The sequence below is a fragment of the Achromobacter sp. D10 genome (assembly GCF_035282245.1).
GTDB lineage: Bacteria > Pseudomonadota > Gammaproteobacteria > Burkholderiales > Burkholderiaceae_B > Achromobacter > Achromobacter insolitus.
The window spans coordinates 809716-833781 of the sequence record NZ_JAYJLE010000001.1; the positions used below are offsets into that span (position 1 = coordinate 809716).

The window sequence follows — 24066 nt, forward strand, 5'->3', positions numbered from 1 at the left end:
AGGCCACCCTGGGTGCCATGAAATGAAAACGCCCCCTTGCGGGGGCGGTTGGCGGGTTGTGGGCGGTGCCTGTCAGGCCGGGTTGTCGATGTCGACGAATTCGACCTTGATGCCGAAGCGCTCCGCGACCGCCTGTCCCAATGCCTGTGCGCCGTAGCGCTCGGTGGCATGGTGGCCTGCCGCGATGAAGCCCACGCCGGTTTCGCGCGCGAGATGGACCGTGGATTCGGAGACTTCACCCGTGATGTAGGCGCTGGCGCCCGCGTCCACGGCGTCGCCCAGCATGCCTTGCGCGCCGCCCGTGCACCAGGCCACGCGCGCCAGCGGCAGGCCGGGATCGCCCACCACCAGCGGCTGGCGCCCCAGGCGCTCGGCCACGCGTTCGCCCAACTGGCCCAGCGTAGCCACGCCGTCGGCAGCCCCGAGCCAGATCAGGTTGTCGGGGCCACAGGTTTGGGGCGCGCCATCGTCGCGCAGCGCGGGCGTCAGGCCCAGCACGCGCGCCAACTGCGCGTTGTTGCCCAGCGTGGGATGCGCGTCCAGCGGCAGGTGGTAGGCGTACAGATTGAGGTCGTTTTTCAGGGCCAGGGCCATGCGCGCGCGGCGGGTGCCGATGACGCGGCGATCTTCGTTGCGCCAGAGCCAGCCGTGGTGCACCAACACCGCATCCGCGCCGCGCTCGACCGCCACGCGCAGCAGGGCCTCGCTGGCCGTGACTCCGGCGATAATGTGTGCGATTTCGGATCGGCCTTCCACCTGCAGCCCGTTGGGGCAATAGTCTTTGAAGCGCGCCGCTTGCAGGGTGTCGTCCAGCCAATTGGCCAGGACGTGGGAGTCCACTTTACTCATAGCTAGTCCTATCAGAATCATGCGCCGATATTGGCTGATCTTCGCTCAGGCCGTCACGGTCTGCCTGGGTATTCTATTCGTGGTGACGACCTTGCGGCCCGACCTGCTGCGCCTGGCAGGGCCGGCGGCCGGCCCGCAGCCCGCAGCCGCCGCGGCAAGGCCGCCTGCCACACGCGCCGCCGCCGCGGCGTCCTATGCGGATGGCGTGGCTCGCGCGGCGCCCTCCGTGGTCAACGTATACACCACCAAGCACGTGAACGTGCCATTGATCCCCTTGCCTGACGATCCGGTGCTGCGCCAGTTCTTCGGCCAGGTGCCGGGCGTGACGCGGCGCCAGGCCTCGACGAGCCTGGGGTCTGGCGTGATCGTGAACCAGGACGGCTACGTATTGACCAACTATCACGTGGTGCAGGCGGCGGACGCGATCGAGGTCGCGCTGGCGGACGGTCGCCGCGACGCCGCGAAGGTGGTGGGCGCGGATCCGGACACCGATCTGGCCGTGCTGAAGCTGGCCACCTTGCGCGCCCTGCCCGCGGCCACGTTGGCGCCGGATCGGGGCTTGCGTGTGGGCGACGTGGTGTTGGCCATCGGCAATCCGTTCGGCGTGGGACAGACGACGACTCAGGGAATCGTGTCGGCGCTCGGCCGTAACGGGCTCGGCCTGAACACATACGAGAACTTCATCCAGACCGACGCGGCGATCAATCCCGGCAATTCGGGCGGCGCGCTGGTCGACGCCGCGGGCAACCTGGTCGGCATCAACACCGCCATCTATTCGGAATCGGGCGGGTCGATGGGCATAGGCTTCGCCACGCCCATCGAGATTGCGCGCAAGGTCATGGATGAGATCGTCAGGACGGGCGGGGTCAAGCGCGGCTGGCTGGGTGTGGAGCCGCAGGACGTGACGCCGGAGCTGGCGCGCGCCTTCGGGCTGGACCGCGATACGACGGGCGTGATCATCGCGGGGGTGATGCGCGACGGACCCGCGGCGCGCGGCGGCTTGCGCGTGGGCGACATCGTGCAATCCGTCAACGGCAAGCGCATGGCCGACACTACCAGCCTGTTGTCGGAGATTGCGCAGCTGCCGCCCGGCCAGAGCGCCAAGCTGGGCATATTGCGTGCGGGCAAGCCGGCAGAGCTGGCGGTAGTGGTGGGGACTCGTCCCGGAAAACCACGCTAGGACGAGCGTGGCCCGGGAGCGGGTGCGGCGGGCGGCTTCACCATGAGGCGTACCGCCGACAGGATGGTTTTCTTGATGCTGTCGGGCTGATGCCGCAGCAGCGCGGAGATTTCCGCCAGGTAGCCGTCGGTGGCGATGTCCAGGGGATTGGCGCTGCTGGGAGGCGCGTCCCCTTCCGGACCCACGCCATCCGTCAGCCAGGGCACGCTGGTGTCCAGCGCGCGCGCCAGCCGCAGCAAGGTGGTGCGCGACGGCGAATAGCGATCCTCGCGCACGAGGATCCGATGAATGCACGATTGCGGTACGCCGGAGATGCGCGCCAATTGATTTTGGCTTTTGATGCCGCGCCACCGCATCAGGGTGTGCAGCCGTTGGGCGAGTGACATAAGGGCAATGTAGATTCGCCGCGGGTCGCCCACAAGGTGAAACGGTCCTGCTTCGTGGGCAGGACCGTCGGTGCAGGTCAGTGGCGTTCAGTCAGCGAGTCCGAACCGGCCTCGCTTTGCGCATCCGGTTTTGGCGTCACCATGCGAGCGCAGATCAAGCCGACTTCATACAACAGGCACAGCGGCACGGCCAGCATGAACTGGCTGACCACGTCGGGCGGGGTGACCACGGCGGCGATGATGAAGGCGCCGACCACCACGTAGCCGCGAGCGGCCTTCAGCTTGGATAGTTCGACCACGCCCATCTTCACCAGCAGCACCACTGCCACGGGCACTTCGAACGTGATGCCGAAGGCCATGAACATCGTCATGACGAAGCTCAGGTAGGCCTCGATATCCGGCGCCGGCGTGATGGATTGCGGGGCGAACGTAGCGATGAAGTGGAACACCGTGCGGAACACCACGAAATAGCAGAACGCCATCCCCGCGATGAAGAGGAAGGTGCTGGAGATGATGAGCGGCAGCGCCAGGCGCTTTTCGTGCCGGTACAGGCCGGGTGCCACGAAGGCCCAGGCCTGGTAGAGCACCACGGGCAGTGCGACGATGAACGCGGCCATCATCGTGACCTTGACCGGCACCATGAATGGCGTGATGACGCCGGTGGCGATCATGCGCGTGCCTTCCGGCAGCGAAGCCAGCATGGGCTGGGCCAGCACGTCGTAGATGGCCGACGCGCCGGGGTAAATGAACAGCACGATGAATACGCCGATCACGGCGGCAGCGGCGCGCAGCAAACGGGTGCGCAGCTCGACCAGGTGGGAGATGAAGGTCTCCTGCTGGCCTTCTTCTTGGGAGGCGTCCTGGGTCACGTCGGGGTTCCGGAGGGCGCGACGGGCTTGGCGGCGGGCGCGGCGTCGTCGGCCTTGGGCGCGCTGGGCGCGGGTTGTTCAGTGGCAGCGGGGGCAGGTGTCTGCACCGCAGGCAGATCCAGATCCAGGCTATGGTTCTGGCCGGGCGGGGGCGCGATGCTGCGTTCGGGTTCGGCCGGGGGCGCGCTGGCGGCGGCTGGCTCGGCCTTGATGCTGGCTTCGCGCGCGACTTCGTCGAGTTCCGCGCGGAATTGCTGGACGGGTTCCTGCAGCGAGGCCTGGGTTTCGTTCAGCGACTTCTGCACGCCCTGGGCGGCATCTTCCATCTCGCTCTTGAACTTGCGAAGTTCGTCGAGTTCGATTTCCCGCTGGATATCGGATTTCACGTCATTGACGTAACGTTGCGCGCGCCCGAGCAGGTGGCCGACGGTGCGGGCAACCTTGGGCAGGCGTTCGGGGCCGATGACGATCAGGGCAATGACGCCGATCACCATCAGTTCAGTGAAGCTGACATCAAACATTCGACGGCCGCTCGGGAGTGGATGCAATAAGGGCCGGCCTGTTCAGGACGGCCCGGGAGCCGAGCAGGCGCTCAGGAGTTGGATTTTTCCTTGGCCTGCACGTCGATGGTTTCGCCGGAGACGCGCTGCTGCGCGATCGGTTCGGCCGGCTTGTCGCCGTTGGCGTCCTTCATGCCTTCCTTGAAGCCCTTGACCGCGCCGCCCAGGTCCGAGCCGATGTTGCGCAGCTTTTTGGTGCCGAAAATCAGCGCCACGATGACCAGGACAACCAACCAATGCCAGATGCTGAAACTACCCATGATGTTTCTCCGAATTACGCGGTGGGGGCCACGCGCCCTTTCCAGGGACGCGAGCCGCCGATGATGTGGAAATGCAGATGCGGGACTTCCTGGCCGCCTTCGACGCCAGAATTGATCATGATGCGAAATCCGCCATCAGGGCCCGGACGGCAACCGTTTTCGGCGGCTAGCCGCGGCGCTAACGACATCATTCTACCCAACCATTCTGCGTCCTCCCCCTTAATATCCTGCATGGATGTGACATGACGTCGAGGGATCAGCAATAAATGTACCGGCGCGGCCGGATTGATGTCGTGGAACGCAACAAAGTCCTCGTCCTCGTAGACTTTCTTGGACGGGATCTCGCCAGCGGCGATCTTGCAGAAGATACAGTTGTCGCTCATTTTTCCGGGTTCCGTGTTCAGTCTTGCGGGCGGCTGGCCTTTTCCACCAGGCCGGACAGGCCTTCGCGGCGGGCCAGTTCGGCCAATACGTCTTCGGGCCGCAGCCTGAAATGCGTCAAGGCCACCAGGCAATGGAACCACAGGTCGGCGGTTTCACTGACGATGCGGTCCGGCACGCCATCCTTGGCGGCCATGACGAGTTCGGTGGCTTCCTCGCCGATTTTCTTGAGGAAGGCGTCCGGGCCCTTGGCCAGCAGCTTGGCGGAATAGGAGGCTTGGGGATCGCCGCCGTTTTCAGGGCGGCGGGTTTCCAGGGTATCGGCGATGCGTGCCAGGATTTCGGCGGCGCTTGCGGCTTGAGCGGTCATTTGTAGATCAGTTCGGGGTCTTTCAGCACGGGGTCCACCGTGATCCAGGAGGCCTGGTCGGTCTGGCCTTCCAGGCGGCGGTAGAAGCAGCTGGCGCGTCCGGTATGGCAGGCAATGCCGCCCTGCTGGTGGATCTTGAGCAGGATGACGTCGCCGTCGCAGTCCAGGCGCAGTTCATGGACCTCCTGGGCGTGGCCGGATTCCTCGCCCTTGCGCCACAGGCGCTCGCGCGAACGCGACCAGTAGACAGCTCGCCCGGTGGCGGCCGTTTCGGCGAGCGATTCGCGGTTCATCCAGGCCACCATCATGATCTGGCCGTTTTCGGCGTCCTGCGCGATGGCGGGTATCAGGCCGTTTTCGTCGAAGACGACGTCGGCCATCCAGGCGGGTTCGTTGCTCATCTCATTCATCCGTTGTCCTCGCGCGGCGCCTTGCAGGCCGCCACTGGCGCGTGGGGACTCATAATCTTACGGCAATACCTTGTTGCACGCCTGAGAGGGGCGTCCCAAACTGATCCAGACTATCCCCAATTCAGCCCGGCCGAGCCGGGTTTTTCATTGCGCGCCAAGCAATCTGGCCTATGTAATTCGAGGTGCTGCCGCAGCGGGGCCGCGTGGATCCGGCTCTGCCGGTCCGCCGCGGCGCCTCCCTGGGGGGAAGCGCCGCAGGCGCTTCTGGGGGGTCACATCCGTACAGGAATGCCCTGCCCAGCCATGAAGCGCTTGCACTCGCCCACGGTGTGCTGGCCGAAGTGGAAGATACTGGCGGCCAGGACCGCGCTGGCGCGGCCGGTGGTGACGCCGTCGGCCAGATGCTGCAGGTTGCCCACTCCGCCGGATGCGATCACGGGCACGGGCACGGCGTCCGAGACGGCGCGCGTGAGTTCCAGGTCGAAGCCGGACTTGGTGCCGTCCCGGTCCATGCTGGTCAGCAGGATTTCACCGGCGCCATAGGCGGCCATGCGGCGGGCCCAGGCCACGGCGTCCAGCCCGGTGGCCTTGCGGCCGCCGTGCGTGAAGACTTCCCAGCGGGCGGGTTCGCCTTCGGCCGACACGCGGCGAGCGTCGATGGCTACCACCACGCATTGCGAGCCGTGGTAGTCCGAGGCGGCCCGGACCAGCTCCGGATTGGCCACGGCGGCGCTGTTGATGCTGATCTTGTCGGCGCCCGCGTTCAGCAGGCGCTGGATGTCGGACACCTGGCGCACGCCGCCACCTACCGTCAGCGGAATGAAGACCTGCGACGCGACCTGCTCGATGATGGGCAGGATCAGGTCGCGGCCGTCGCTGGTGGCGGTGATGTCGAGGAAGGTGAGTTCGTCGGCGCCCTGTTCGTTGTAGCGCCGCGCGATTTCGACGGGGTCGCCGGCATCGAGCAGGTTGACGAAGTTCACGCCTTTGACGACGCGGCCCGCGGTAACGTCAAGGCAGGGAATGATGCGGCGGGTCAGCGCGCTTTGCGTGGGCGCGCTGGCCGCGGGGGTGCTGCTGGAGGTGGTCATTTTGCCAATTCGTCGGCGCGCGCCTGCGCTGCCTGGAAGTCGAGCGTGCCTTCGTAGATGCTGCGGCCGAGGATGGCGCCTTCGACGCCTTCTTCTTCGACGGCGCACAGGGCTTCGATGTCCTGGATGCCGGCGATGCCGCCCGACGCGTAGACGGGGATGCGCACGTGCTGGGCCAGGCGGACCGTGGCTTCGACGTTGACACCCGAGAGCATGCCGTCACGGCCGATGTCGGTGTAGATGATGGCTTCGCAGCCGTAGTCCTCGAACTTCTTGGCCAGGTCGAGCACGTCGTGGCGGGTGAGCTTGCTCCAGCCGTCGGTGGCGATCTTGCCGTCGCGGGCGTCCAGGCCGACGATGATCTGGCCCGGAAAGGCGCCGCAGGCGTCTTGCAGGAAGCCGGGGTTCTTGACCGCGGCCGTGCCGATGATCACGTAGGAGATGCCGGCGTCGAGATAGCGCTCGATGGTGTCGAGGTCGCGGATGCCGCCGCCGATCTGTACCGGGATGTCGTCGCCGACAGCGTCCAGAATCGCCTTGATGGGGGCTTCGTTCTTCGGTTTGCCGGCGACGGCGCCGTTCAGGTCGACCAGATGGAGGCGGCGCGCGCCTTGGTCCAGCCAGCGGTTGGCCATGGCGGCGGGGTCTTCAGAGAACACCGTTGCATCGTCCAGGTCACCCTGGCGCAGGCGCACGCAGCGCCCGTCTTTGAGATCGATGGCGGGGATCAGCAGCATGGTGGGCAGCGAAAAAATATAGGGGTTGAAAGGGCTGGCGGGCGTGGGCTCGGAGCCTACGGCTGCCAGTCTACAAAATTGCGATACAGGCGCAAACCGTGCTCGGCGCTCTTTTCGGGGTGAAACTGCACCGCGAAAATGTTAGCTGCCGCCACCGCGCAGGTAAAGGCGAGGCCATACTCGGTTTCACCAACAGTCAGGTCCGGATCTTCCGGGTCGGCGTAGTAGCTATGGACGAAATAGAAATGGGTGTCGTCCGGAATACCGGCCCAGATAGGATGAGAGCGCGTCTGGCGGACTTTGTTCCATCCCATGTGCGGAACCTTGAGGCGTTCGGGGCGGGTATCGGCCAGTCCGGCCGCGCCGGTGTCGGCCACGCAGGCGTCGTCGCTGCCCACGGGCTCCGCGAAACCCGGGCCCGAGAAGCGGCGCACCACGCCGCGGAACAGCCCCAGGCAGGACGTGCCGCCTTCCTCGCTGGAGTCGAACAGCATCTGTTCGCCCACGCAGACCCCCAGGAGGGGCTTTTCGCGCGCGGCGCGCACGACGGCGTCGCGCAGGCCGGATTCATTCAGGGTGCGCATGCAGTCCGCCATGGCGCCCTGGCCGGGAAACACGACGCGGTCGGCCGCGGCGATTTCCTGGGGCTGGCTGCAGATGCGGATGTCGGCATCGGGGGCGGCGTATTTCAGGGCGCGGGCGACGGAATGGAAATTGCCCATTCCGTAGTCGACGATGGCGATAGTGGTCACTTCTTTCTGCCTGCTGCGGGAGGGGTGGCGGACGTTACAGCACGCCCTTGGTGGAGGGCACGACGTCGCCCATGCGCGGATCGACTTCCATGGCCATGCGCAGGGCGCGGCCACAGGCCTTGAAGACGGTTTCCGCCTGATGGTGGGCATTGACGCCACGCAGGTTGTCGATGTGCAGCGTGATCAGCGCGTGATTGACCAGGCCTTGGAAGAATTCGCGGGTCAGGTCCACGTCGAAATCGCCAATGCGGGCGCGGGTAAAGGGGATGTGGTATTCCAGACCCGGACGGCCCGAGAAGTCCACCACCACACGCGACAGCGCTTCGTCCAGCGGCACGTAGGCGTGGCCGTAGCGACGCAGGCCGGCCTTGGTGCCCACCGCCTTGGCAATGGCCATCCCCAGCGTGATGCCTACGTCTTCGACGGTATGGTGCGCGTCGATGTGCAGGTCGCCTTCCGCCTTGATGTCGAGGTCGATCAGGCCATGGCGCGCGATCTGGTCCAGCATGTGGTCCAGGAAGGGCACGCCGGTGTCGATCGTCTGCTTGCCGGTGCCATCGAGATTGACGGCCACGCGGATGCGGGTTTCGTTGGTGTTGCGGGTGATCTCTGCGGTACGCATGTTAAGCACTCAAAATCTCTTGCAAGGCGGATAGCAAGGCGGCGTTTTCAGCCGGGGCGCCCACCGAGATGCGCAGGCAGTCGGCCAGCAGCGGATGGGCGTTGGAGAAGTTGCGAATCAATATTTTGCGCGTTTTCAGGGCAAGATGCACGGCGTTGCCGTCCAGCTTGCCGGAAAAGCGGGCAAGAACGAAGTTGCCGGCGGAAGGGAATACCCGCACGCCGGGCAACTGGGCCAGCGCGGCCGCCAGCGGCCCGCGGTCCGCGCGCAGGCGGGCGGCCTGTTCGTCCAGCACCGGCTTGTGCCGCAATACGGCCGACAGCGTGGCCTGCGTCAGCACGTCCAGGTTGTAGGGCGGGCGGACTTTATTCAGTTCCGCGATCCAGGCCGGGTGGCCGGCCAGGTAGCCGAAGCGCAGGCCGGCCAGGCCTATCTTGGACACCGTGCGCATGACGACTACGTTGGGCGCGTCCAGCACCTGCGGCATCCAGGTGCGGTCCGCGAAAGGCTGGTAGGCCTCGTCCAGCACGACCAGGCCGGGAGCGGTGGCGATGATGGCCTGCACGTCCTCGTCGGACCAGAGGCCGCCCGTGGGGTTGTTGGGCACCGCCAGGAACACGACCTTGGGCTGATGTTCGCGGATGGCGGCCAGCATGGCCGGCAAATCCAGAGTCAGGTCAGTTGTCAGCGGCACGCCGATGAAGCGGGCGTGGTCGAAGCGCGCGGCCATGTCGAAGTAGACAAACGACGGCCAGGGCGAGAGCACTGCGTCGCCCGGATTGCAGCAGGCCTGGACGATGATGTGGATGAGCTCGTCCGAGCCATTGCCAAACAGCACGTCCGCCGCGTCGGGCACGCCGAAGGCGGCTTTCACGGCCTGCTCCAGCGCCGACAGATCAGCGGCGGGATAGCGGTTCAGCGGCGTGTCGCGCACGGCGCGGGCGATGTCCTCGCGTACTGCCTCGGGCAGCTCGTAGGGGCATTCCATGGCGTCGAGCTTGATACAGCCCTCGGCATTGGCCACGGGATACGCGGCCAGCTCGCGGATGTCCGCCCGGACGGTGCCGGCAATGCGGCCGGCGATGCCTGCCGCGGGAGCGGCGCTCACCGGACTGCCTTCGTGTGGCGCGTTCCGGTAGTCGCCTTCGGGGCGGCCTGGCAGGCTCATGGCTGGTCGATCCGGTACTGGGCGCTGGCGGCATGCGCTTGCAGGCCCTCGCCCAGCGCCAGTTCGGCGGCGATGCGGCCCAGCTTCTGGGCGCCCTGATGCGAAACCTGGATCAGGCTGGATCGCTTCTGGAAATCGTAGACGCCCAGCGGCGACGAAAACCGGGCCGTGCGCGAGGTCGGCAGCACGTGGTTGGGGCCGGCGCAGTAGTCGCCCAGGGATTCGGAGCTGAAGCGGCCCATGAAGATCGCGCCGGCATGGCGGATCTGCGCGGTCCATTTCTCGGGATGCTCGGTGGAGATTTCCAGGTGTTCAGGCGCAATGTCGTTGGCGATCCGGCATGCCTCTTCGAGGTCCTGCACCAGGATCAGCGCGCCGCGGTTGGCCAGGCTGACGCGCAGGATGTCGGCGCGCGGCATGGTGGGCAGCAGGCGTTCGATCGAGGCCTGGACTTCTTCGATGAAGGCGGCGTCCGGGCACAGCAGGATGGATTGGGCGAGTTCGTCGTGCTCGGCCTGCGAAAACAGATCCATGGCGATCCAGTCGGCCGGCGTCTTGCCGTCGCAGATGACCAGGATTTCGCTGGGGCCGGCAATCATGTCGATGCCGACCACGCCGAACACGCGGCGCTTGGCGGCGGCGACGTAGGCGTTGCCCGGGCCGACAATTTTGTCGACGGCCGGCACGGTGGGGGTGCCGTAGGCCAGCGCGCCCACGGCCTGCGCGCCGCCGATGGCGAAGACGCGGTCCACGCCGGCGATCGCCGCGGCAGCCAGCACGATGGGATTGCGCGCGCCGTCGGGCGTCGGCGTGACCATGATCAGTTCCTGCACGCCCGCGACCTTGGCCGGAATGGCGTTCATCAGCACCGAGGACGGGTAGGCAGCCTTGCCGCCCGGCACGTACAGGCCCACGCGGTCGAGCGGCGTCACCTGCTGGCCCAGCATGGTGCCGTCCGCGTCGGTGTAGGTCCAGGTCTCGGCGCGCTGGCGTTCGTGATAGCTGCGCACGCGGTCGGCGGCCGCTTCCAGCGCGTTGCGTTGCGCGGCCGGCAGCGCGGCCAGGGCAGCCTGCCATTCGGCTTTGGGGATCTCCAGCGTCTGGGCCGATGCGCCGGGCATGCGGTCAAAGCGCTGCGTGTATTCCACCAGCGCGGCATCGCCGCGGGCGCGTACGTCGGCCAGGATGCCGGCCGCGGCGCGGTCGATGGATTCGTCCTCGGTGGCCTCGAAGGCCAGCAGCGTGGACAGGGCGGATTTGAATCCGGGATCGCGGGAGTCGAGACGATTGATCAGGGCCATGGCGTCATGGGGCAAGCAGGTAGCGGCCGCCGCGCGTCGCGGCGGGCGAAGGTCAGGCGTTGCGGGAGGCGGCTCTCTCGAAGGCATCCAGCAACGGTTGCAGGCGGTCGCCGCGGGTCTTGAGGGCGGCCTGGTTGACGATCAGGCGCGAGGAGATCGGCATGATGTCTTCCACCGCGACGAGGTCGTTGGCGCGCAAGGTTCCGCCGGTGGACACCAGGTCCACGATGCAGTCGGCCAGTCCCACCAGCGGCGCCAGTTCCATCGAACCATACAGCTTGATGATGTCCACGTACACACCCTTGGCCGCGAAGTGTTCACGGGCTGACTGGACATACTTGGTGGCCACGCGCAGGCGCGCGCCCTGATGGACGGCGCCTTCGTAGTCGAAGCCCTTGCGCACGGCCACGGCCAGGCGGCACTTGGCGATGTTCAGGTCGATGGGCTGGTACAGGCCGCCGGGCTGTTCCTTGGCGTGCTCGATGAGCACATCCTTGCCCGCGATGCCGAGGTCGGCCGCGCCATACTGCACGTAGGTGGGCACATCCGAGGCGCGCACGATGATCAGGCGCAGGCCGGGGTCGCTGGTGGGCAGGATCAGCTTGCGGGAGCTTTCGGGATTCTCGGGGACTTCAATGCCTGCCTCCGCCAGCAGGGGCATGGTCTCTTCGAAAATGCGCCCTTTGGACAGCGCCAGGGTCAGGGGGGGGATGACGGGGGCATTGTTCATCGCCGAGCCGCCTCAAGATAGACATTCCCCATCGGGGGGCAGTAAGCCGAAGGCGCAGCGTGGAGGCTATTACTTTTCATGCCTGTTCCTTGCCGGTAACGCGTTGGATGTTCGCGCCCAAGGCGCGCAGTTTGACTTCCATCTGGTCGTAGCCGCGGTCCAGGTGATAGATGCGGTCCACCAGGGTTTCACCGTCGGCCGCCAGGCCGGCGATGACCAGGCTGGCCGAGGCGCGCAGGTCGGTGGCCATGACCGTGGCGCCCGACAGCTTCGGCACGCCGCGCACGATGGCGGTGTGGCCGTCGATGTCGATGTCCGCGCCCATGCGGCGCAGTTCCTGCACGTGCATGTAGCGGTTTTCGAAGATGGTCTCGACGATCACCGAGGTGCCTTCCGCCACGGCGTTCAGCGCCATGACCTGGGCCTGCATATCGGTGGCGAAGCCCGGGTATTCCAGCGTGCGAAAGCCCACGGCGCGGGGGCGCGAGGACATGGCGCAGCGGATCCAGTCCGGGCCGGTCTCGATGGCAAGGCCGGCTTCGGTCAGTTTGCTCAGGGTGGCGCCGAGGATGCCCGCGTCCGTGTTGCGCAGGACGATGTCGCCGCCGGCCGCGCCCACGGCGCACAGGAAAGTGCCGGCTTCGATGCGGTCGGAGATGACGCGGTGTTCGGCGCCATGCAGGCGATCCACGCCGTCGATAACGATGCGGCCGGTGCCGTGCCCCTGGATGCGCGCACCCATTTTGATGAGCAATTCAGCCAGGTCCACCACTTCGGGTTCGCACGCGGCGTTCTCAAGCACGGTCTGGCCCTCGGCCAGTACCGCGGCCATCAGCAGGTTTTCAGTGCCGGTGACGGTGACCATGTCGGTGCGCACGGAGGCGCCCTTCAGGCGTTTGGCGCGGGCCACCACGAAGCCGTGTTCGATGCTGATTTCCGCGCCCAGTGCCGCCAGGCCTTTGATGTGCTGGTCCACCGGGCGCTGGCCGATGCTGCAGCCGCCGGGCAGGCTCACACGGGCCTCACCGAAGCGCGCCAGGAGCGGACCCAGTACCAGGATCGAAGCCCGCATGGTCTTGACGAGCTCGTAGGGGGCTTCCAGCTTGTCTACCTGGTTGGCCTGCAGCGTGACGGTGCCGTCCGCGCCGCGCTCGGCACGCATGCCCATGCGGCCCAGCAGGCGCAGCATGGTGGCCGTGTCGTTCAGGTGCGGCACGTTGCTCAGGGTGAGCGCGTCGGAGGTCAGCAGGCCGGCGCACAGGATGGGTAGGGCCGAATTCTTGGCGCCGGAGATGGAGATTTCGCCGTGCAGGCGCGAACCTCCGGTGATGCGTAGCTTGTCCATTATTTGCCTGCTTGCTGGTATTCGGCGGGAGTCAGGGTGCGCATGGACAGAGCATGGATCTCGGCCTTCATGCGATCGCCGAGGGCGGCATAGACCAATTGATGGCGCTGGATGAGGCGCTTGCCTTCGAAGGCGGTGCTGACGATGACCGCGTCGAAATGCGAGCCGTCGCCTTGCACGTCGAGATGTTCACAGGGCAGGCCGTCCGCGATGTATTGGCGGACTTGCGCGGGAGTGGGAAGCATGGACGTCAGTTCCTGAGTTTGTAGCCGCTGGCCAGTAGCCGCAGCGCATAGAGCGATAGCGCGAGGAACACCCCCGTCACCACCGCCAGGCTGCGCCAGGGGGAGACGTCCGACACCGAGAAGAATCCGTAGCGGAAACCGTCGATGGTGTAGAAGATGGGGTTCCAGTGGGACACGCCCTGCCAGAAGGCGGGAAGCGTATGGATGGAATAGAACACGCCGGACAGGAAGGTGGCCGGCATGATGAGGAAATTCTGGAAGGCGGCGAGCTGGTCGAATTTTTCGGACCACAGGCCGGCGATCAGGCCCAGCACGCCCATGATGCCGCAGGCCAGCACCGCGAAGACGGCCAGCCACAGCGGGTGAGCCGGAATCAGCGACACAAAGAACAGCGCCACTACCCACACGCACAGTCCGACCGCGAGGCCGCGCACGATCGCCGCCAGCACATAGGCGGCGAAGATGTCCCGGTGCGACAGCGGGGGCAGCAGCATGAAGACCAGGTTGCCCGTGATGCGGCTCTGGATCAGCGAGGACGAGGGGTTGGCGAAGGCATTCTGCAGCATGCTCATCATCATGAGCCCGGGAATCAGGAACGCCGTGTAGGGTACGCTGCCGTACACCATGACGCGCCCTTCCAGCACGTGGGCGAAGACCAGCAGGTACAGCAGGGCTGTGATGACGGGCGCGGCGATGGTCTGGAAGCTGACCTTCCAGAAGCGCAGCAGTTCCTTGCGCAGCAAGGTCGGGAAGCCGGACCCCGCATCCAGGCGGGGTTGCACCAGCGGCTGGCTGGCGGTCGCTGCGGGCTGGGTCATGACGAGATCTCTTCGGGTTCCAGGGCGGGCGCGGGCTTCTCGTCGCCTTCGTGCATGATGCGCACGAAGGCGTCTTCGAGATCGACCCCGCCGACGCGGGCCATCAAGGCCTGGGTGGTGTCCAGGGCCACGATGCGGCCGCGCTTGAGCATGGCGATGCGGCCGCACAGGGCTTCCGCTTCTTCCAGGTAGTGGGTGGTCAGCATGATGGTGTGGCCGGCCTTGTTCAGGCGCGAGATGAACTCCCACAGCGTGCGCCGCAGGTCCACGTCCACGCCGGCGGTGGGCTCGTCCAGCACGATCACGGGCGGTCGGTGCACCAGCGCCTGCGCCACCAGCACGCGGCGCTTCATGCCGCCGGACAGCGCCCGCATATTGGAGTTGGCCTTGTCGGCCAGCCCCAGGTTGAACAGGATTTCATCGATCCAGTCGTCGTTCTTGCGCAGGCCGAAATAGCCGGACTGAATGCGCAAGGTCTCGCGCACCGTGAAGAACGGGTCGTAGACCAGCTCTTGCGGCACCACGCCCAACGCCCGTCGCGCCGACTTGTAGTCGGCCACGACGTCATACCCACAGACCGTGGCGCGGCCCGAGGTCGCGTGCGCCAGGCCCGCCAGGATCGAGATCAGCGTGGTCTTGCCGGCGCCATTGGGGCCGAGCAGGCCGAAAAACTCGCCGTGCTCGATGTTCAGGCTGACATCGTTCAGCGCCTGGAAGCCGGCCGCGGGCGCGCGACCCAGCAGCTTCTGCCAGCCGCGCTGGCGCGGGGAGTAGATCTTGGAGACGTTTTCTAGACTGACGGCGGACATGACGGGGGGAGATGGCCCGAAAAGAGCGAATTGATCATTATATAAGCGCGCGGCTGCGGCAAAGGCCGCGGGCCCCGGCATTTCCCGGTGCGCGCGACTGGTCCGTCCCTAAAATAATCGGCCCGGCGGACCCCAAAGGGTGCGCCGGGCCGCCATAGCCGCAAGGACGGTCACTGGTTGCGCTGGTTCAGCGCCTGGATCAGGCCGTCGATGCCATTCTGGTTGATCTGCTGTGCGAACTGGTTGCGGTAGTTCTCGATCAGCCAGATGCCTTCGACGTTCATGTCGTAGATCTTCCAGCCCTGCGCGGTCTTTTCCAGGCGGTAATCCACGCCCGTCGGCTGGTCGTTGCCTTGGGTGATCAGCGTGCGCACGACGACGTCGTCGGCCTTCGGGTCGCCGCGGAACGGCAGCGCGCGGACCGAGGTGCTGGACGTGACGCGGGTCAGCGCGCCGCTATAAGTGCGCACCAGCGTGCCGCGGAAGGCCTGGGCCAGGTCCTTCTTCTGCTGGTCGGTGGCCTGGCGCCAGTAGCGGCCGGTGGCCAGGCGCGTGGTCTTCTGGAAGTTGACGTAGGGCAGGATGTGCTCGTTGACGACCTGGTTGATGCGGGCGGTGTTGCCGGCCTTGACGGCGCCGTCGGCCTTCAGCACGTCCAGGGCCTCATTGGCAGCGGCGAGCACGAATTGCTCGGGAGGGCCATTGGGGTCGGGTTTGGCCTGCACGCCCGCGGTCAGGCCCAGGCCCAAGAGGCCCGCGAAAACCAGACGCTGTAGCAGGGAAACAAAGGAAACTCGCATCAAAACTCCTTACTTGCACTGATGACGCAACGCTGCGGCTTACTTGGCCGCAGGTTGCGCCGCGGGTTGCGCCGCCGGCTGGGCAGCCGGTTGCGCAGCGGGGGCGGCATCGTCCTCGTCGTCTTCATAGTTGGGCAGCGTGGACTCGTCGTCCACCTTCTGGCCCAGCACCATGGCGGCGCGGCGTTGCAGATAGGCGTCGCGCACGAAGCTGTAGGGATCGAGCGCAACGCGGTCGATCGTGTCGGTGGCGCTCAGCAGGCTGGCGCGGGTGTCGACCACGCGCAGACCCCACAGCGAGTTGCGCAGGCGGACGTTGTCGATGGAGTCCACGCCCATGTAGCCGTAGGTCGTGCCGGCGTAGTCGCCCATCAGGCCGACGCCATCGCGTACGGACGACGAGCCGAAGAACGGCAGCACCAGGTACGGACCCTGGCTGAAGCCCCAGACGCCCAGCGTCGTGCCGAAGTCGTTCGGAATGCGGCGCGCGCCATTGGCCGAGGCAACGTCGAAGCAGCCGCCCACGCCCATGGTGGTGTTGAACAGGAAGCGGCCCAGCGTGTTGACGAAGTCGTGGCCGCGGCCTTGCAGGAAGCTGTTGGCGCCGGACCAGAGGTCGCCGACGTTGCTGAAGATGTTGTGCACGCAGCTGCGCACCGGCTGCGGCGTGACGAAGGTGTAGGCCTGCGCCACCGGCTTGAAGACGGCGCGGTCGACCGTATCGTTGAACTTGTAGACGCCCCGGTTGAAGCCTTCCCAGGGGTCGCGCGGATCCGGGTTCTGCGGTGCGGCGCAGCCTGCCATCAGCGCGCCCGCGGCGGCGACGGTGGCAATCCTGCAAATAGCTTTCTTATTCATGATCAGGGCATCCCTATCAACGATTCTTATGATATTGCGTACCTTGGACGCGCAGCTGTTACCGCGTCTGTCGCATTGTCTTTAATTTGGCGTTTTCGCGGCGGGTTCCGGCGCGTTCGATCCTTGCTTCTCCGCCGACCCGTACAGGAACTGGCTGATCAGTTGTTCAAGCACCACGGCACTTTGCGTGTAGCGGATCTTGCCGCCGTCGGCAAAGTTTTCCTCTTCGCTGCCCGCGGTCAGGCCCAGGTACTGTTCGCCCAGCAGGCCAGACGTCAGGATGGACGCCGAAGTGTCCTTGGGGAACTGGTAGGCCGTTTCCAGGTTGACCGAGACGATCGCCTGGAAGGTCTTGTCATCGAACGAGATACCGGCAACCCGGCCCACGACGACCCCGGCGCTCTTGACGGGCGCGCGCACCTTGAGGCCGCCTACGTTATCGAAGTTGGCCGTCAGCGTATAGGTCGGAGCGAAAGAAAAGGTGCTCAAGTTGCCGGCACGCAACGCCAGGAATGCCAGCGCGACCGCGCCCAGCAATACAAACAGGCCTACCCAGAAGTCGGTTTTTTCGCGAGACATGATCGATCCGTATCAATTTCCAAACATCAAGGCGGTGAGCAGGAAGTCCAGCCCAAGTACCGCCAGGGAGCCCACCACCACGGTGCGCGTGGTCGCGCGGGCAACGCCTTCAGGGGTGGGTTTGGCCTGCCAGCCTTCGTAAAGCGCGACCAGCGTCACCGTGACGCCGAAGACCAGGCTCTTGATGACGCCGTTGGCCACGTCGGCCCAGACGTCCACGCCGTTCTGCATCTGCGACCAGAACGCGCCGGCATCCACGCCTATCATGAGCACGCCCACGACCCAGCCGCCCAGTATGCCCACCATGGAGAACACCGCCGCCAGGATGGGCATGGCGATGATGCCGCCCCACAGGCGCGGCACCAGCACGCGTCGTATGGGGTCCACGGCCATGACTTCCATGGCCGCGAGTTGTTCGCCGGCCTTCATCAGGCCGATTTCCGCCGTGAGCGATGTGCCCGCGCGGCCCGCGAATAGCAGTGCCGTGACCACGGGCCCCAGTTCGCGCACCAGCGACAGGGCTACCAGCAGGCCCAGCGCTTCTTCCGAGCCGTAGCGGTTCAGCGTGTAATAGCCCTGCAGGCCCAGCACGAAGCCCACGAACATGCCGGACACGGCGATGATCAGCAGCGAATAGTTGCCGATGAAATGGACCTGCTGCGACACCAGGCGCGGACGCGACAGCGCTATGCCGCTGCGCGCCAGCATGGCGCCGAAGAACCGGGTGAAGTAGCCGATGCCGGAAACGCGGGTGCGTACCCAGCCGCCCAGCGCGCCGATGGCATTGTTGGATCCGCTCATGCGCGGCGGCCCTCCTGTTGCGAAAGCCACTTCTTGAAAGCGGGCGTTTCCGGGTATTGGAACGCGACCGGGCCGTCGGGTTCCCCTTTGAGGAACTGCTGCACGTAGGGGTCCTGCGAGGCCGATAGCGTTTCCGGCGTGCCTGCGGCGGCAAGCTTGCCCTGGCCGACCAGGTACACCTGGTCCGCGATGGAAAAGGATTCCTGCACGTCGTGCGTAATCAACACCGAGGCGCAGCCGAGACGGTCGGCCAGGCTGCGGATGAGGCGGGCGGTAATGCCCAGCGAGATCGGGTCCAGCCCGGCAAACGGTTCGTCGTAAAGAATGAGTTCGGGCTCCAGCACCACGGCGCGGGCCAGGGCTACGCGTCGGGCCATGCCGCCGGAGATCTCCGCCACTTTGAGGTGCGCGGCTGCGCGCAGGCCCACGGCGTCGAGCTTGTCCAGCACGCGCTCGGTGACTTCCGGTTCCGCCAGTTGCGTGTGTTCGCGCAGTGGGAACGCCACGTTTTCGAACACGTTCAGGTCGGTGAATAGCGCGCCTTGCTGGAATAGCACGCCCATGCGCGTGCGCAGCGATTGCAGTTCGGCGCGGGTGACGTTGGCCATGTCCTGGCCGAAGGCCAGCACCCGGCCCCGCTGCGCGGTGAGCTGGCCGGTGGCCGCGCGCAACAGCGTGGTCTTGCCGGAACCCGAGCCGCCCATGATGGCGACCACCTGGCCGGCGCGCACGTCCATGGAGATATCGCGCAAGACGGTGAAATCACCGTAGCCTAGCGCCACACCTTCCAGGCGCAGGGCGAATTCCGTGGTCTTGCTGGTTTGAGCGGGCATGGGCAACGAAAGGGTGTTTCGGCGGCGGAGCTTGCCCTGCTGTCCGGTCGACGCGTCCGGCAATGCATGCGGCCGGCGCGGCGAAGACAGGCGGCGTCGGGAAGCGCCCTGTTACTCATATGCCAGGGGCGAGGTCGGGCCTGCGCTCCCAGCGGCGAGGCGCCATTGTAGCCCGCCGCTACGCAATCACAACGCGGGGGGGCGTTAGTGGAACAGTGTTTTCGGTTGCGGGAACAATACGCTCAGCGGCGAGCCTGCGCCGTAGCGGTCTCGCGCGCCAGTCGCCGGACCAGGTCGGCGGTGGTCTCGCGTCGCGCCAGCGGGGCTCCCTGGCCGGCCCACAGGGACAGCACTTCGGTGTCGCCCGCCTTGCCGCCTGCCGTGCGCATGGGACGCGTCAACGCATTCTGCAACGGGTACGGCAGGATGTCGGCCGCGATGGCGTCTGCCTCGCGCATGAAGGCGTTTTCGATGCCGCGGGCCGGTCTCCCCGAAAAGGCCCGGGTTACGCGGGATTGCTCCGCCCGGGAGGCGGGCAAGAGGGCCTTGTAGGCTTCATTGATGCCGGATTCCTCGGTGGTCAGGAAGGCCGTCCCCATTTGTGCCAGATCGGCGCCCAGGGCCAGCGCGGCAGCGATGCCACGGCCGTCCATGATGCCGCCGGATGCAATAACGGGGACGGAAACCGCGTCGACCACTTGGGGTACCAGCGCCATGGTGCCGATCAGCGATTCCTCGAAACCGCCCAGGAATGTGCCGCGGTGGCCCCCGGCTTCGGCACCCTGCGCGACGATGGCATCCACGCCGTCCTGCTCGAGCGCGACCGCTTCGCGCACCGTGGTCGCGGTGCCTACGGTCAGAATGCCCAGCTCGCGGCAGCGCGCGATGGCGGCGGCCGGCATGCGGCCGAAAGTAAAGCTGAAGACGGCCGGACGCACGCGCAGGATGGCTTCGATCTGTTCCGGCAAGGGATCCGCCTGCGGGCCCGGCGCGGTGGGAGGCGTCAGCCCCAATTGCTGGTGGTAGCGCGCCATCAGCGCCAGCATTCGATCCGTGTCGCCGCGCACGGGTTCTTGCGGCACCGACGCGAAGAGATTGATGGCGAATGGCAGCGGCGTGCGCGCGCGAATGTCGCGCGCGGTCGCTTCGATCTGCTCGGGGCTCATATAGGCCGCCCCGAGAGACCCCAGGACTCCCGCCTTCGATGCTTCGGATACCAGCTCCACCGTCGTGGCGCCGCCAGCCATGGGCGCCTGGACGATGGGATGGTGCAGCTTGAGCAGATCAATCAGACGGGAAGCCATGGGAGAACTCCTGGTAGGTTACTGAAGCTGGATGTTTCCAGCCTTGATGACGTGGGCCCACTTCTCGGTTTCGCTCTTGATGAAAGCGCCGAATTCCTCGGGCGTCCCGCCGCCGGCCTGGCTGCCGGTGTCGGCAATGGCCTTCTGCACATCCGGTTCCTTCAGGATGCGGTTGAACTCGGCGTTCAGCTTGGCGATGATGGGCGCGGGCGTGCCGGCCGGGGCGACGATGCCCTGCCAGTTATAGGACTCGAAGCCCGGCAGTCCGGATTCGGCCATGGTGGGCACGTCGGGCAACACGGCCAGGCGCTTGGCGGACGTGACCGCGATGGGGTGGATCTTGGCGCCCTGGATCGCGGGCAGCGCTGAATAACCCATCTCGAACATCATCGAGATATGGCCGCCCATGAGGTCGGTTGCCGCCAGGCTGCCGCCCTTGTAGGGGACGTGGACGATGTCTATCTTGGCCTGTTCGCGGAACATTTCACCCGACAGGTGGTGGGCGCCGCCCACGCCGGACGAGCCGAAGGACAGCTTGCCGGGTTCCTTTTTGGCCAGCGCGATCAGATCCGCAAGCGTCTTCACGGGCAGGTCGTTATTCACGCTCAGCACCAGCGGGCTGTTCTCGATCAGGATGATGGGGGCCAGATCCTTTTGCGGATCGTAGGGCATGTCCTTCATCAGCGTCGGGTTGACCGCCATGGGCGCCAGATTGCCCGTGCCTATGGTGTAGCCGTCCGGCGCTGCGCGCGCGATCAGGTTGGTTCCGACCACGCCGCCCGCGCCCGCCTTGTTCTCGACCACAATGGGTTGGCCGAGCGTATCACCCAGCTTGCGCGCCAGCAGGCGTACCCGGGTATCGGCGAAGCCGCCCGGCGCATAGGGAACGATCATGGTGATGGGCTTGGCCGGCCAATCAGCGGTCTGGGCCTGGGCGGCGCCACTGAAAGCGGCAGCAGCAGCCAGGACGGCAATCAGGGGGCGTAACGGTTTCATCCAGATGACTCCTAGTTAGTTATGGTTCTGGTGCGCGCAGCCCCGCGGGCCGCTCGCGATCGCATTATGCCCAGCGCCATTGCCATCTGTCGTGATCTTTCCCAAACGCCATGCGGACAACGCCAGCAGCGCGGCGCTGGCCGCCAGCGCTTGTGGCAGGTCCGCGCCCCAGTGCGCTGCCCAGGACGCCGCCAGCGGACCCAGGATCTGGCCGGCGGCAAAGGCCGCGGTCATCAGGGCGGCTGCGCGCGGCCCCGACGTACCCGCCGCACGCCTGGCCGCCAGCATGCCCGCTTGCGTGATCACCATGAAGGTGCCGCCCACCAGCACGGCGGCCAGGATCACGGCGGCAATGTGGTGCCACACGGCGACGGTCAGCATGCCCAGCGCCATCAGGGCCTGCGCGGCGCGCCAGATTTGCACGCTGTCGCCGCCCCGCGCCAGCCGCGGCACCAGCAGGCAGGACACCGCGGCCGCCAGGCCGAAGAGCGGCCAGGCCCAGCCAAAGATGGCCGGGTCGGGAATGATTTCCTTGGCCATCGCGGGCAGGAAGGTGGCGGGAATGATGTAGCCGACCCCGAAAGCGCCATAGTGCAGCGCCAGGGCGGGGATAACCCGCGGCAGCCGGGCGGCGGGCGCTGCGCTTGCCTTCCGCGCAGGGGTTGGCGCAGCCTGGCGGCGCAGTCCCGGCCAGGCTGCCGCGGACAGCGCCAGCGCCAAGCCGCCCAGGACCATCCAGACCGTGTCGGCGCGCGCGTCCCACGCCGCCAGCGCCAGACAGGCCAGCCCCGTCAGCGCAATGCCCGCGCCCACCCCGGCGTAGGTCACGGCGGATGCCTCGGCTTCGCGGGGATCGCCCGCCGGCACCGCCCGCCACGCTGCCACGCAGATGAAGGCGCTGGCGCTGGCGTAACCGGCGGCCAGGCGCAGGGCGCACCACGCCGCCATGTTGTGCCAGAGCGGCATGGCAAGGGTGAGCAGTGCAACCGCCAATAGGCTCATCGCCAGTGCGCCGCGTGGCCGGCGGATGGGCCAGGCCACGGCGGCCAGCGCGCCCAGCAGGTAGCCCGCATAGTTCGCCGAGGCCAGCCAGCCTCCCTCGGAGAGCGACAGGCCGGCCTCTTGCGCCATCAAGGGCCAGACAGGCGTGAATGCAAACCGGCCGATCCCCATGGCGGCCGCCAAGGCCAACGCCGCCGGCCATGCCAGGGCGGCGGCGCTGCGCGAGTGGGAGACGGAAGGGTAAATGGGCGTTGACATGGCCCCTACTCTACGGCTGTACTAATATCTTTAATAGTGAATTATTAAGAACTTGAGTTCTTGAAATGAGAAACTTGGATCTTGATGCGTTGCAGATTTTCAAGGCGGTCGCCGACCAGGGCGGGGTGGCGCGCGCTGCGGCGCACCTGAATCGCGTGCAGTCCAATGTGTCGACGCGGCTCAAGCAATTGGAGGCTTCGCTGGAGGCCCCGCTGTTCCGGCGCCAGAATCGCCGGTTGGTGCTGTCGGACCAGGGGCGCGTGCTGTTGTCCTACGCGGACCGCCTGCTGCGGCTGGCTGACGAGGCTCAAGCCGCCGTGCGCGACGGTTCTCCGCAAGGCGTGCTGCGCATCGGCACCATGGAGAGCACGGCGGCTGCGCGCCTGCCCCCTATTCTGGCGGCCTATCACGCGGCCTGGCCGCAGGTACGGATTGAACTCGTGACCGGCACGTCGGCGGCGCTGGCGGCCAAAGTGCGCAGCTACGAGATCGAGGCGGCGTTCGTGGCCCAGCCCTTTCCGTCCGAAGGACTAGCGGCTGTGGATGCGTTCAAGGAGGAACTGGCGTTGATTTCGCCGCTGGCCTGGGACCCCATTGCAAGTCCCCGCGATCTGGGCGACCGCAGCGTCATTGCATTCGCGTCGGGATGCTCATATCGGCGCATCCTGGAATCCTGGTTGAACCAGGAAGGTATCGCCCCGGGCAAGGTGATGGAATTCGCGTCGTATCACGCTATCGTCGCCTGCGTGGCGGCGGGATCGGGCGTGGCTATCGTGCCGCGTTCCGTGCTGGCGGTGCTGGGGGCGGAGCATACCGTGCGCGTCGGCGCCCTGTCCGGCTCGCATGGCCGGGCCCTCACCCAGCTGGTCTGGCGCGCCGACGACGACACGCCAGCCTTGCAGGCCCTGCGGCACAAACTCCAGGCGCTGCAAGGCTGAGGAAGGCCGCGCACTGCGCGCGGCCTTGAGGCGTGCGCTTCAGAAGCGGTAGCCGACGCCCAGTGTCGCCACCCATGGGTCGATGCGGGCGGTGCCGATGTGTTGGCCGTCCAGCTTTACCTTGGAGCGGATGTCGATGTAGCGGATATCCGCGTTCATGAACCAGCGGTCGTTGATCTTGAAGTCCGCGCCCAGTTGCGCCGCGACGCCCCAGGAGTCGCCCAGCTTCAGGTCCGAACCCTTGAGGGCGCCTTCCGCCTTGGTGTCGAAGAAGTGGGTGTAGTTGATGCCCACGCCGATGTAGGGCTGGATCATGCTGTCGGGCAGGATGTGCCATTGCAGGCTGAGGGTCGGGGGCAATTGCTTGGTGGAGCCGATCTTGCCCAGGCCGCTGCCGCTGACGTCATGCTGGAAGGGCCAGGCACCCAGCAGTTCGATACCGATATTGCGCGTGGCCATGTAGGTCAGCGTGAAGCTGGGCCGCACATTGTTGTTCACGTCCAGGCCGACGCTGCCATTGAGCACGGTGCCGTTGTTGGAGGAGGGGCGGACCTGCGTCACGCCGACCTTGAACAGCACGTCGCCTGCTTCGTGGGCGTGCGCGGGGGCGGCGAGCGTGCCGGCGGCGATCAGTCCGGCAATGGCGGTGGCGCGGATACGCCCGTTCAGCGAAAACATTCTCTTCTCCGATCTTTCCAGTGGTTGAGACCACAGGTTCTCAAACCTGGCGTCCGGCCCGCTTGATGTGTGTCAAATCGTGAAAAGACCGCAATTGAAAAGTGGTTATGTTGCAACAGGCCAGCGCTGCCTGGGC

The 24066-nt window shown here is 66.4% G+C and carries 30 protein-coding genes; 2 read left to right on the top strand and 28 right to left on the bottom strand.

Translation table 11 applies throughout. The features are described from left to right. Nucleotides 1-72 precede the first annotated feature (72 nt). Nucleotides 73-849, bottom strand: a complete 777-nt coding sequence (locus tag VCS63_RS03885; protein ID WP_042795716.1) for a Nif3-like dinuclear metal center hexameric protein — start codon at nucleotides 847-849, stop codon at nucleotides 73-75. Nucleotides 850-868: 19 nt separating this feature from the next. Between VCS63_RS03885 and VCS63_RS03890 the strand changes: the two genes are divergently transcribed. Then, nucleotides 869-2029, top strand: coding sequence for a trypsin-like peptidase domain-containing protein (locus VCS63_RS03890; protein ID WP_063639206.1), 1161 nt, complete (start codon nucleotides 869-871; stop codon nucleotides 2027-2029). On the opposite strand, the gene VCS63_RS03895 is transcribed toward VCS63_RS03890, so the two are convergent. The 26 genes from VCS63_RS03895 to VCS63_RS04020 form a co-directional block, all read right to left on the bottom strand. Further along, nucleotides 2026-2415 (bottom strand): helix-turn-helix transcriptional regulator, encoded by a 390-nt coding sequence (locus VCS63_RS03895; protein ID WP_323878500.1) that lies wholly within the window; start codon nucleotides 2413-2415, stop codon nucleotides 2026-2028. The genes VCS63_RS03890 and VCS63_RS03895 overlap by 4 nt on opposite strands. Nucleotides 2416-2492: 77 nt before the next feature. Beyond that, entirely contained in the window at nucleotides 2493-3284 is a 792-nt protein-coding gene (tatC, locus tag VCS63_RS03900) for a twin-arginine translocase subunit TatC (RefSeq protein ID WP_042795714.1), read from the bottom strand. Continuing rightward, nucleotides 3281-3805, bottom strand: coding sequence for a Sec-independent protein translocase protein TatB (tatB, locus tag VCS63_RS03905; protein WP_149063471.1), 525 nt, complete (start codon nucleotides 3803-3805; stop codon nucleotides 3281-3283). The genes tatC and tatB overlap by 4 nt, the downstream gene beginning before the upstream one ends. Nucleotides 3806-3876: 71 nt before the next feature. Beyond that, on the bottom strand, nucleotides 3877-4104 hold the full coding sequence (gene tatA, locus VCS63_RS03910; protein ID WP_042795712.1) for a Sec-independent protein translocase subunit TatA: 228 nt from the start codon (nucleotides 4102-4104) through the stop codon (nucleotides 3877-3879). 14 nt (nucleotides 4105-4118) lie between these two features. Continuing rightward, nucleotides 4119-4487: a histidine triad nucleotide-binding protein gene (locus tag VCS63_RS03915; RefSeq protein ID WP_042795711.1), complete on the bottom strand. Its 369-nt coding sequence runs from the start codon at nucleotides 4485-4487 to the stop codon at nucleotides 4119-4121. Between the two features lie 17 nt (nucleotides 4488-4504). Beyond that, nucleotides 4505-4855, bottom strand: coding sequence for a phosphoribosyl-ATP diphosphatase (locus VCS63_RS03920; RefSeq protein ID WP_042795710.1), 351 nt, complete (start codon nucleotides 4853-4855; stop codon nucleotides 4505-4507). Then, a complete protein-coding gene (hisI, locus tag VCS63_RS03925; protein ID WP_323878503.1) occupies nucleotides 4852-5256 on the bottom strand; it encodes a phosphoribosyl-AMP cyclohydrolase in 405 nt (134 codons plus the stop codon). The genes VCS63_RS03920 and hisI overlap by 4 nt, the downstream gene beginning before the upstream one ends. A 281-nt stretch (nucleotides 5257-5537) precedes the next feature. Beyond that, entirely contained in the window at nucleotides 5538-6356 is an 819-nt protein-coding gene (gene hisF, locus VCS63_RS03930; RefSeq protein ID WP_042795708.1) for an imidazole glycerol phosphate synthase subunit HisF, read from the bottom strand. Beyond that, nucleotides 6353-7093, bottom strand: a complete 741-nt coding sequence (gene hisA, locus VCS63_RS03935) for a 1-(5-phosphoribosyl)-5-[(5-phosphoribosylamino)methylideneamino]imidazole-4-carboxamide isomerase (protein ID WP_008160451.1) — start codon at nucleotides 7091-7093, stop codon at nucleotides 6353-6355. Before hisA ends, hisF begins: the two co-directional genes overlap by 4 nt. A 56-nt stretch (nucleotides 7094-7149) precedes the next feature. Further along, a complete protein-coding gene (gene hisH / locus VCS63_RS03940) occupies nucleotides 7150-7845 on the bottom strand; it encodes an imidazole glycerol phosphate synthase subunit HisH (protein ID WP_042795707.1) in 696 nt (231 codons plus the stop codon). A gap of 34 nt (nucleotides 7846-7879) precedes the next feature. Beyond that, nucleotides 7880-8467 carry an imidazoleglycerol-phosphate dehydratase HisB gene (hisB, locus tag VCS63_RS03945; RefSeq protein ID WP_042795706.1) on the bottom strand — a complete coding sequence of 196 codons (588 nt, stop codon included), beginning with the start codon at nucleotides 8465-8467 and terminating at the stop codon, nucleotides 7880-7882. Between the two features lies 1 nt (nucleotide 8468). Next, nucleotides 8469-9635, bottom strand: coding sequence for a histidinol-phosphate transaminase (gene hisC, locus VCS63_RS03950; RefSeq protein ID WP_238913125.1), 1167 nt, complete (start codon nucleotides 9633-9635; stop codon nucleotides 8469-8471). Next, the gene (gene hisD / locus VCS63_RS03955; protein ID WP_323878507.1) at nucleotides 9632-10936 is read right to left on the bottom strand and encodes a histidinol dehydrogenase; all 1305 of its coding nucleotides are present in this window, start codon (nucleotides 10934-10936) and stop codon (nucleotides 9632-9634) included. Before hisD ends, hisC begins: the two co-directional genes overlap by 4 nt. Nucleotides 10937-10988: 52 nt before the next feature. After that, a complete protein-coding gene (gene hisG / locus VCS63_RS03960) occupies nucleotides 10989-11666 on the bottom strand; it encodes an ATP phosphoribosyltransferase (RefSeq protein ID WP_042795705.1) in 678 nt (225 codons plus the stop codon). A gap of 76 nt (nucleotides 11667-11742) precedes the next feature. Then, entirely contained in the window at nucleotides 11743-13011 is a 1269-nt protein-coding gene (murA, locus tag VCS63_RS03965) for a UDP-N-acetylglucosamine 1-carboxyvinyltransferase (RefSeq protein WP_063961258.1), read from the bottom strand. After that, complete coding sequence (locus VCS63_RS03970) at nucleotides 13011-13256, bottom strand: BolA family protein (protein WP_013390953.1); 246 nt, start codon at nucleotides 13254-13256, stop codon at nucleotides 13011-13013. The genes murA and VCS63_RS03970 overlap by 1 nt, the downstream gene beginning before the upstream one ends. Nucleotides 13257-13261: 5 nt before the next feature. Continuing rightward, nucleotides 13262-14074: an ABC transporter permease gene (locus VCS63_RS03975; RefSeq protein WP_042795704.1), complete on the bottom strand. Its 813-nt coding sequence runs from the start codon at nucleotides 14072-14074 to the stop codon at nucleotides 13262-13264. Next, a complete protein-coding gene (locus VCS63_RS03980) occupies nucleotides 14071-14883 on the bottom strand; it encodes an ABC transporter ATP-binding protein (RefSeq protein WP_104653903.1) in 813 nt (270 codons plus the stop codon). The genes VCS63_RS03975 and VCS63_RS03980 overlap by 4 nt, the downstream gene beginning before the upstream one ends. Before the next feature lie 170 nt (nucleotides 14884-15053). Next, entirely contained in the window at nucleotides 15054-15683 is a 630-nt protein-coding gene (locus VCS63_RS03985; RefSeq protein ID WP_042795703.1) for an MlaC/ttg2D family ABC transporter substrate-binding protein, read from the bottom strand. A gap of 39 nt (nucleotides 15684-15722) precedes the next feature. Further along, on the bottom strand, nucleotides 15723-16541 hold the full coding sequence (locus VCS63_RS03990) for a VacJ family lipoprotein (RefSeq protein WP_042795702.1): 819 nt from the start codon (nucleotides 16539-16541) through the stop codon (nucleotides 15723-15725). Between the two features lie 81 nt (nucleotides 16542-16622). Further along, a complete protein-coding gene (gene mlaD / locus VCS63_RS03995; protein ID WP_042795701.1) occupies nucleotides 16623-17120 on the bottom strand; it encodes an outer membrane lipid asymmetry maintenance protein MlaD in 498 nt (165 codons plus the stop codon). Between the two features lie 12 nt (nucleotides 17121-17132). Further along, nucleotides 17133-17921, bottom strand: a complete 789-nt coding sequence (mlaE, locus tag VCS63_RS04000; protein WP_042795700.1) for a lipid asymmetry maintenance ABC transporter permease subunit MlaE — start codon at nucleotides 17919-17921, stop codon at nucleotides 17133-17135. Beyond that, the gene (locus VCS63_RS04005; protein WP_042795699.1) at nucleotides 17918-18754 is read right to left on the bottom strand and encodes an ABC transporter ATP-binding protein; all 837 of its coding nucleotides are present in this window, start codon (nucleotides 18752-18754) and stop codon (nucleotides 17918-17920) included. Before VCS63_RS04005 ends, mlaE begins: the two co-directional genes overlap by 4 nt. A 242-nt stretch (nucleotides 18755-18996) precedes the next feature. Then, entirely contained in the window at nucleotides 18997-20058 is a 1062-nt protein-coding gene (locus VCS63_RS04010) for a nitronate monooxygenase family protein (RefSeq protein WP_313380701.1), read from the bottom strand. 18 nt (nucleotides 20059-20076) lie between these two features. Next, entirely contained in the window at nucleotides 20077-21054 is a 978-nt protein-coding gene (locus tag VCS63_RS04015) for a Bug family tripartite tricarboxylate transporter substrate binding protein (protein ID WP_063639213.1), read from the bottom strand. Nucleotides 21055-21069: 15 nt separating this feature from the next. Further along, nucleotides 21070-22314, bottom strand: coding sequence for a YbfB/YjiJ family MFS transporter (locus VCS63_RS04020; protein WP_175198611.1), 1245 nt, complete (start codon nucleotides 22312-22314; stop codon nucleotides 21070-21072). A gap of 65 nt (nucleotides 22315-22379) precedes the next feature. Here VCS63_RS04020 and VCS63_RS04025 point away from each other — a divergent pair, with 65 nt between their 5' ends. Further along, entirely contained in the window at nucleotides 22380-23252 is an 873-nt protein-coding gene (locus VCS63_RS04025; protein WP_042795698.1) for a LysR family transcriptional regulator, read from the top strand. A gap of 39 nt (nucleotides 23253-23291) precedes the next feature. Here the strand turns inward: VCS63_RS04025 and VCS63_RS04030 are convergent, their stop codons facing one another. After that, nucleotides 23292-23930, bottom strand: a complete 639-nt coding sequence (locus VCS63_RS04030; RefSeq protein ID WP_063639215.1) for an OmpW/AlkL family protein — start codon at nucleotides 23928-23930, stop codon at nucleotides 23292-23294. Between the last annotated feature and the right edge of the window lie 136 nt (nucleotides 23931-24066).

What these genes read in the sequence shown, in the direction of transcription:
- VCS63_RS03885 (WP_042795716.1), bottom strand. Translation starts at nt 849, where the DNA reads ATGAGTAAAGTGGACTCCCACGTCCTGGCCAATTGGCTGGACGACACC.
- VCS63_RS03890 (WP_063639206.1), top strand. Translation starts at nt 869, where the DNA reads ATGCGCCGATATTGGCTGATCTTCGCTCAGGCCGTCACGGTCTGCCTG.
- VCS63_RS03895 (WP_323878500.1), bottom strand. Translation starts at nt 2,415, where the DNA reads ATGTCACTCGCCCAACGGCTGCACACCCTGATGCGGTGGCGCGGCATC.
- tatB (WP_149063471.1), bottom strand. Translation starts at nt 3,805, where the DNA reads ATGTTTGATGTCAGCTTCACTGAACTGATGGTGATCGGCGTCATTGCC.
- tatA (WP_042795712.1), bottom strand. Translation starts at nt 4,104, where the DNA reads ATGGGTAGTTTCAGCATCTGGCATTGGTTGGTTGTCCTGGTCATCGTG.
- VCS63_RS03915 (WP_042795711.1), bottom strand. Translation starts at nt 4,487, where the DNA reads ATGAGCGACAACTGTATCTTCTGCAAGATCGCCGCTGGCGAGATCCCG.
- VCS63_RS03920 (WP_042795710.1), bottom strand. Translation starts at nt 4,855, where the DNA reads ATGACCGCTCAAGCCGCAAGCGCCGCCGAAATCCTGGCACGCATCGCC.
- hisI (WP_323878503.1), bottom strand. Translation starts at nt 5,256, where the DNA reads ATGAGCAACGAACCCGCCTGGATGGCCGACGTCGTCTTCGACGAAAAC.
- hisF (WP_042795708.1), bottom strand. Translation starts at nt 6,356, where the DNA reads ATGACCACCTCCAGCAGCACCCCCGCGGCCAGCGCGCCCACGCAAAGC.
- hisA (WP_008160451.1), bottom strand. Translation starts at nt 7,093, where the DNA reads ATGCTGCTGATCCCCGCCATCGATCTCAAAGACGGGCGCTGCGTGCGC.
- hisB (WP_042795706.1), bottom strand. Translation starts at nt 8,467, where the DNA reads ATGCGTACCGCAGAGATCACCCGCAACACCAACGAAACCCGCATCCGC.
- hisC (WP_238913125.1), bottom strand. Translation starts at nt 9,635, where the DNA reads ATGAGCCTGCCAGGCCGCCCCGAAGGCGACTACCGGAACGCGCCACAC.
- hisD (WP_323878507.1), bottom strand. Translation starts at nt 10,936, where the DNA reads ATGGCCCTGATCAATCGTCTCGACTCCCGCGATCCCGGATTCAAATCC.
- hisG (WP_042795705.1), bottom strand. Translation starts at nt 11,666, where the DNA reads ATGAACAATGCCCCCGTCATCCCCCCCCTGACCCTGGCGCTGTCCAAA.
- murA (WP_063961258.1), bottom strand. Translation starts at nt 13,011, where the DNA reads ATGGACAAGCTACGCATCACCGGAGGTTCGCGCCTGCACGGCGAAATC.
- VCS63_RS03970 (WP_013390953.1), bottom strand. Translation starts at nt 13,256, where the DNA reads ATGCTTCCCACTCCCGCGCAAGTCCGCCAATACATCGCGGACGGCCTG.
- VCS63_RS03975 (WP_042795704.1), bottom strand. Translation starts at nt 14,074, where the DNA reads ATGACCCAGCCCGCAGCGACCGCCAGCCAGCCGCTGGTGCAACCCCGC.
- VCS63_RS03980 (WP_104653903.1), bottom strand. Translation starts at nt 14,883, where the DNA reads ATGTCCGCCGTCAGTCTAGAAAACGTCTCCAAGATCTACTCCCCGCGC.
- VCS63_RS03985 (WP_042795703.1), bottom strand. Translation starts at nt 15,683, where the DNA reads ATGCGAGTTTCCTTTGTTTCCCTGCTACAGCGTCTGGTTTTCGCGGGC.
- VCS63_RS03990 (WP_042795702.1), bottom strand. Translation starts at nt 16,541, where the DNA reads ATGAATAAGAAAGCTATTTGCAGGATTGCCACCGTCGCCGCCGCGGGC.
- mlaD (WP_042795701.1), bottom strand. Translation starts at nt 17,120, where the DNA reads ATGTCTCGCGAAAAAACCGACTTCTGGGTAGGCCTGTTTGTATTGCTG.
- mlaE (WP_042795700.1), bottom strand. Translation starts at nt 17,921, where the DNA reads ATGAGCGGATCCAACAATGCCATCGGCGCGCTGGGCGGCTGGGTACGC.
- VCS63_RS04005 (WP_042795699.1), bottom strand. Translation starts at nt 18,754, where the DNA reads ATGCCCGCTCAAACCAGCAAGACCACGGAATTCGCCCTGCGCCTGGAA.
- VCS63_RS04010 (WP_313380701.1), bottom strand. Translation starts at nt 20,058, where the DNA reads ATGGCTTCCCGTCTGATTGATCTGCTCAAGCTGCACCATCCCATCGTC.
- VCS63_RS04015 (WP_063639213.1), bottom strand. Translation starts at nt 21,054, where the DNA reads ATGAAACCGTTACGCCCCCTGATTGCCGTCCTGGCTGCTGCTGCCGCT.
- VCS63_RS04020 (WP_175198611.1), bottom strand. Translation starts at nt 22,314, where the DNA reads ATGTCAACGCCCATTTACCCTTCCGTCTCCCACTCGCGCAGCGCCGCC.
- VCS63_RS04025 (WP_042795698.1), top strand. Translation starts at nt 22,380, where the DNA reads ATGAGAAACTTGGATCTTGATGCGTTGCAGATTTTCAAGGCGGTCGCC.
- VCS63_RS04030 (WP_063639215.1), bottom strand. Translation starts at nt 23,930, where the DNA reads ATGTTTTCGCTGAACGGGCGTATCCGCGCCACCGCCATTGCCGGACTG.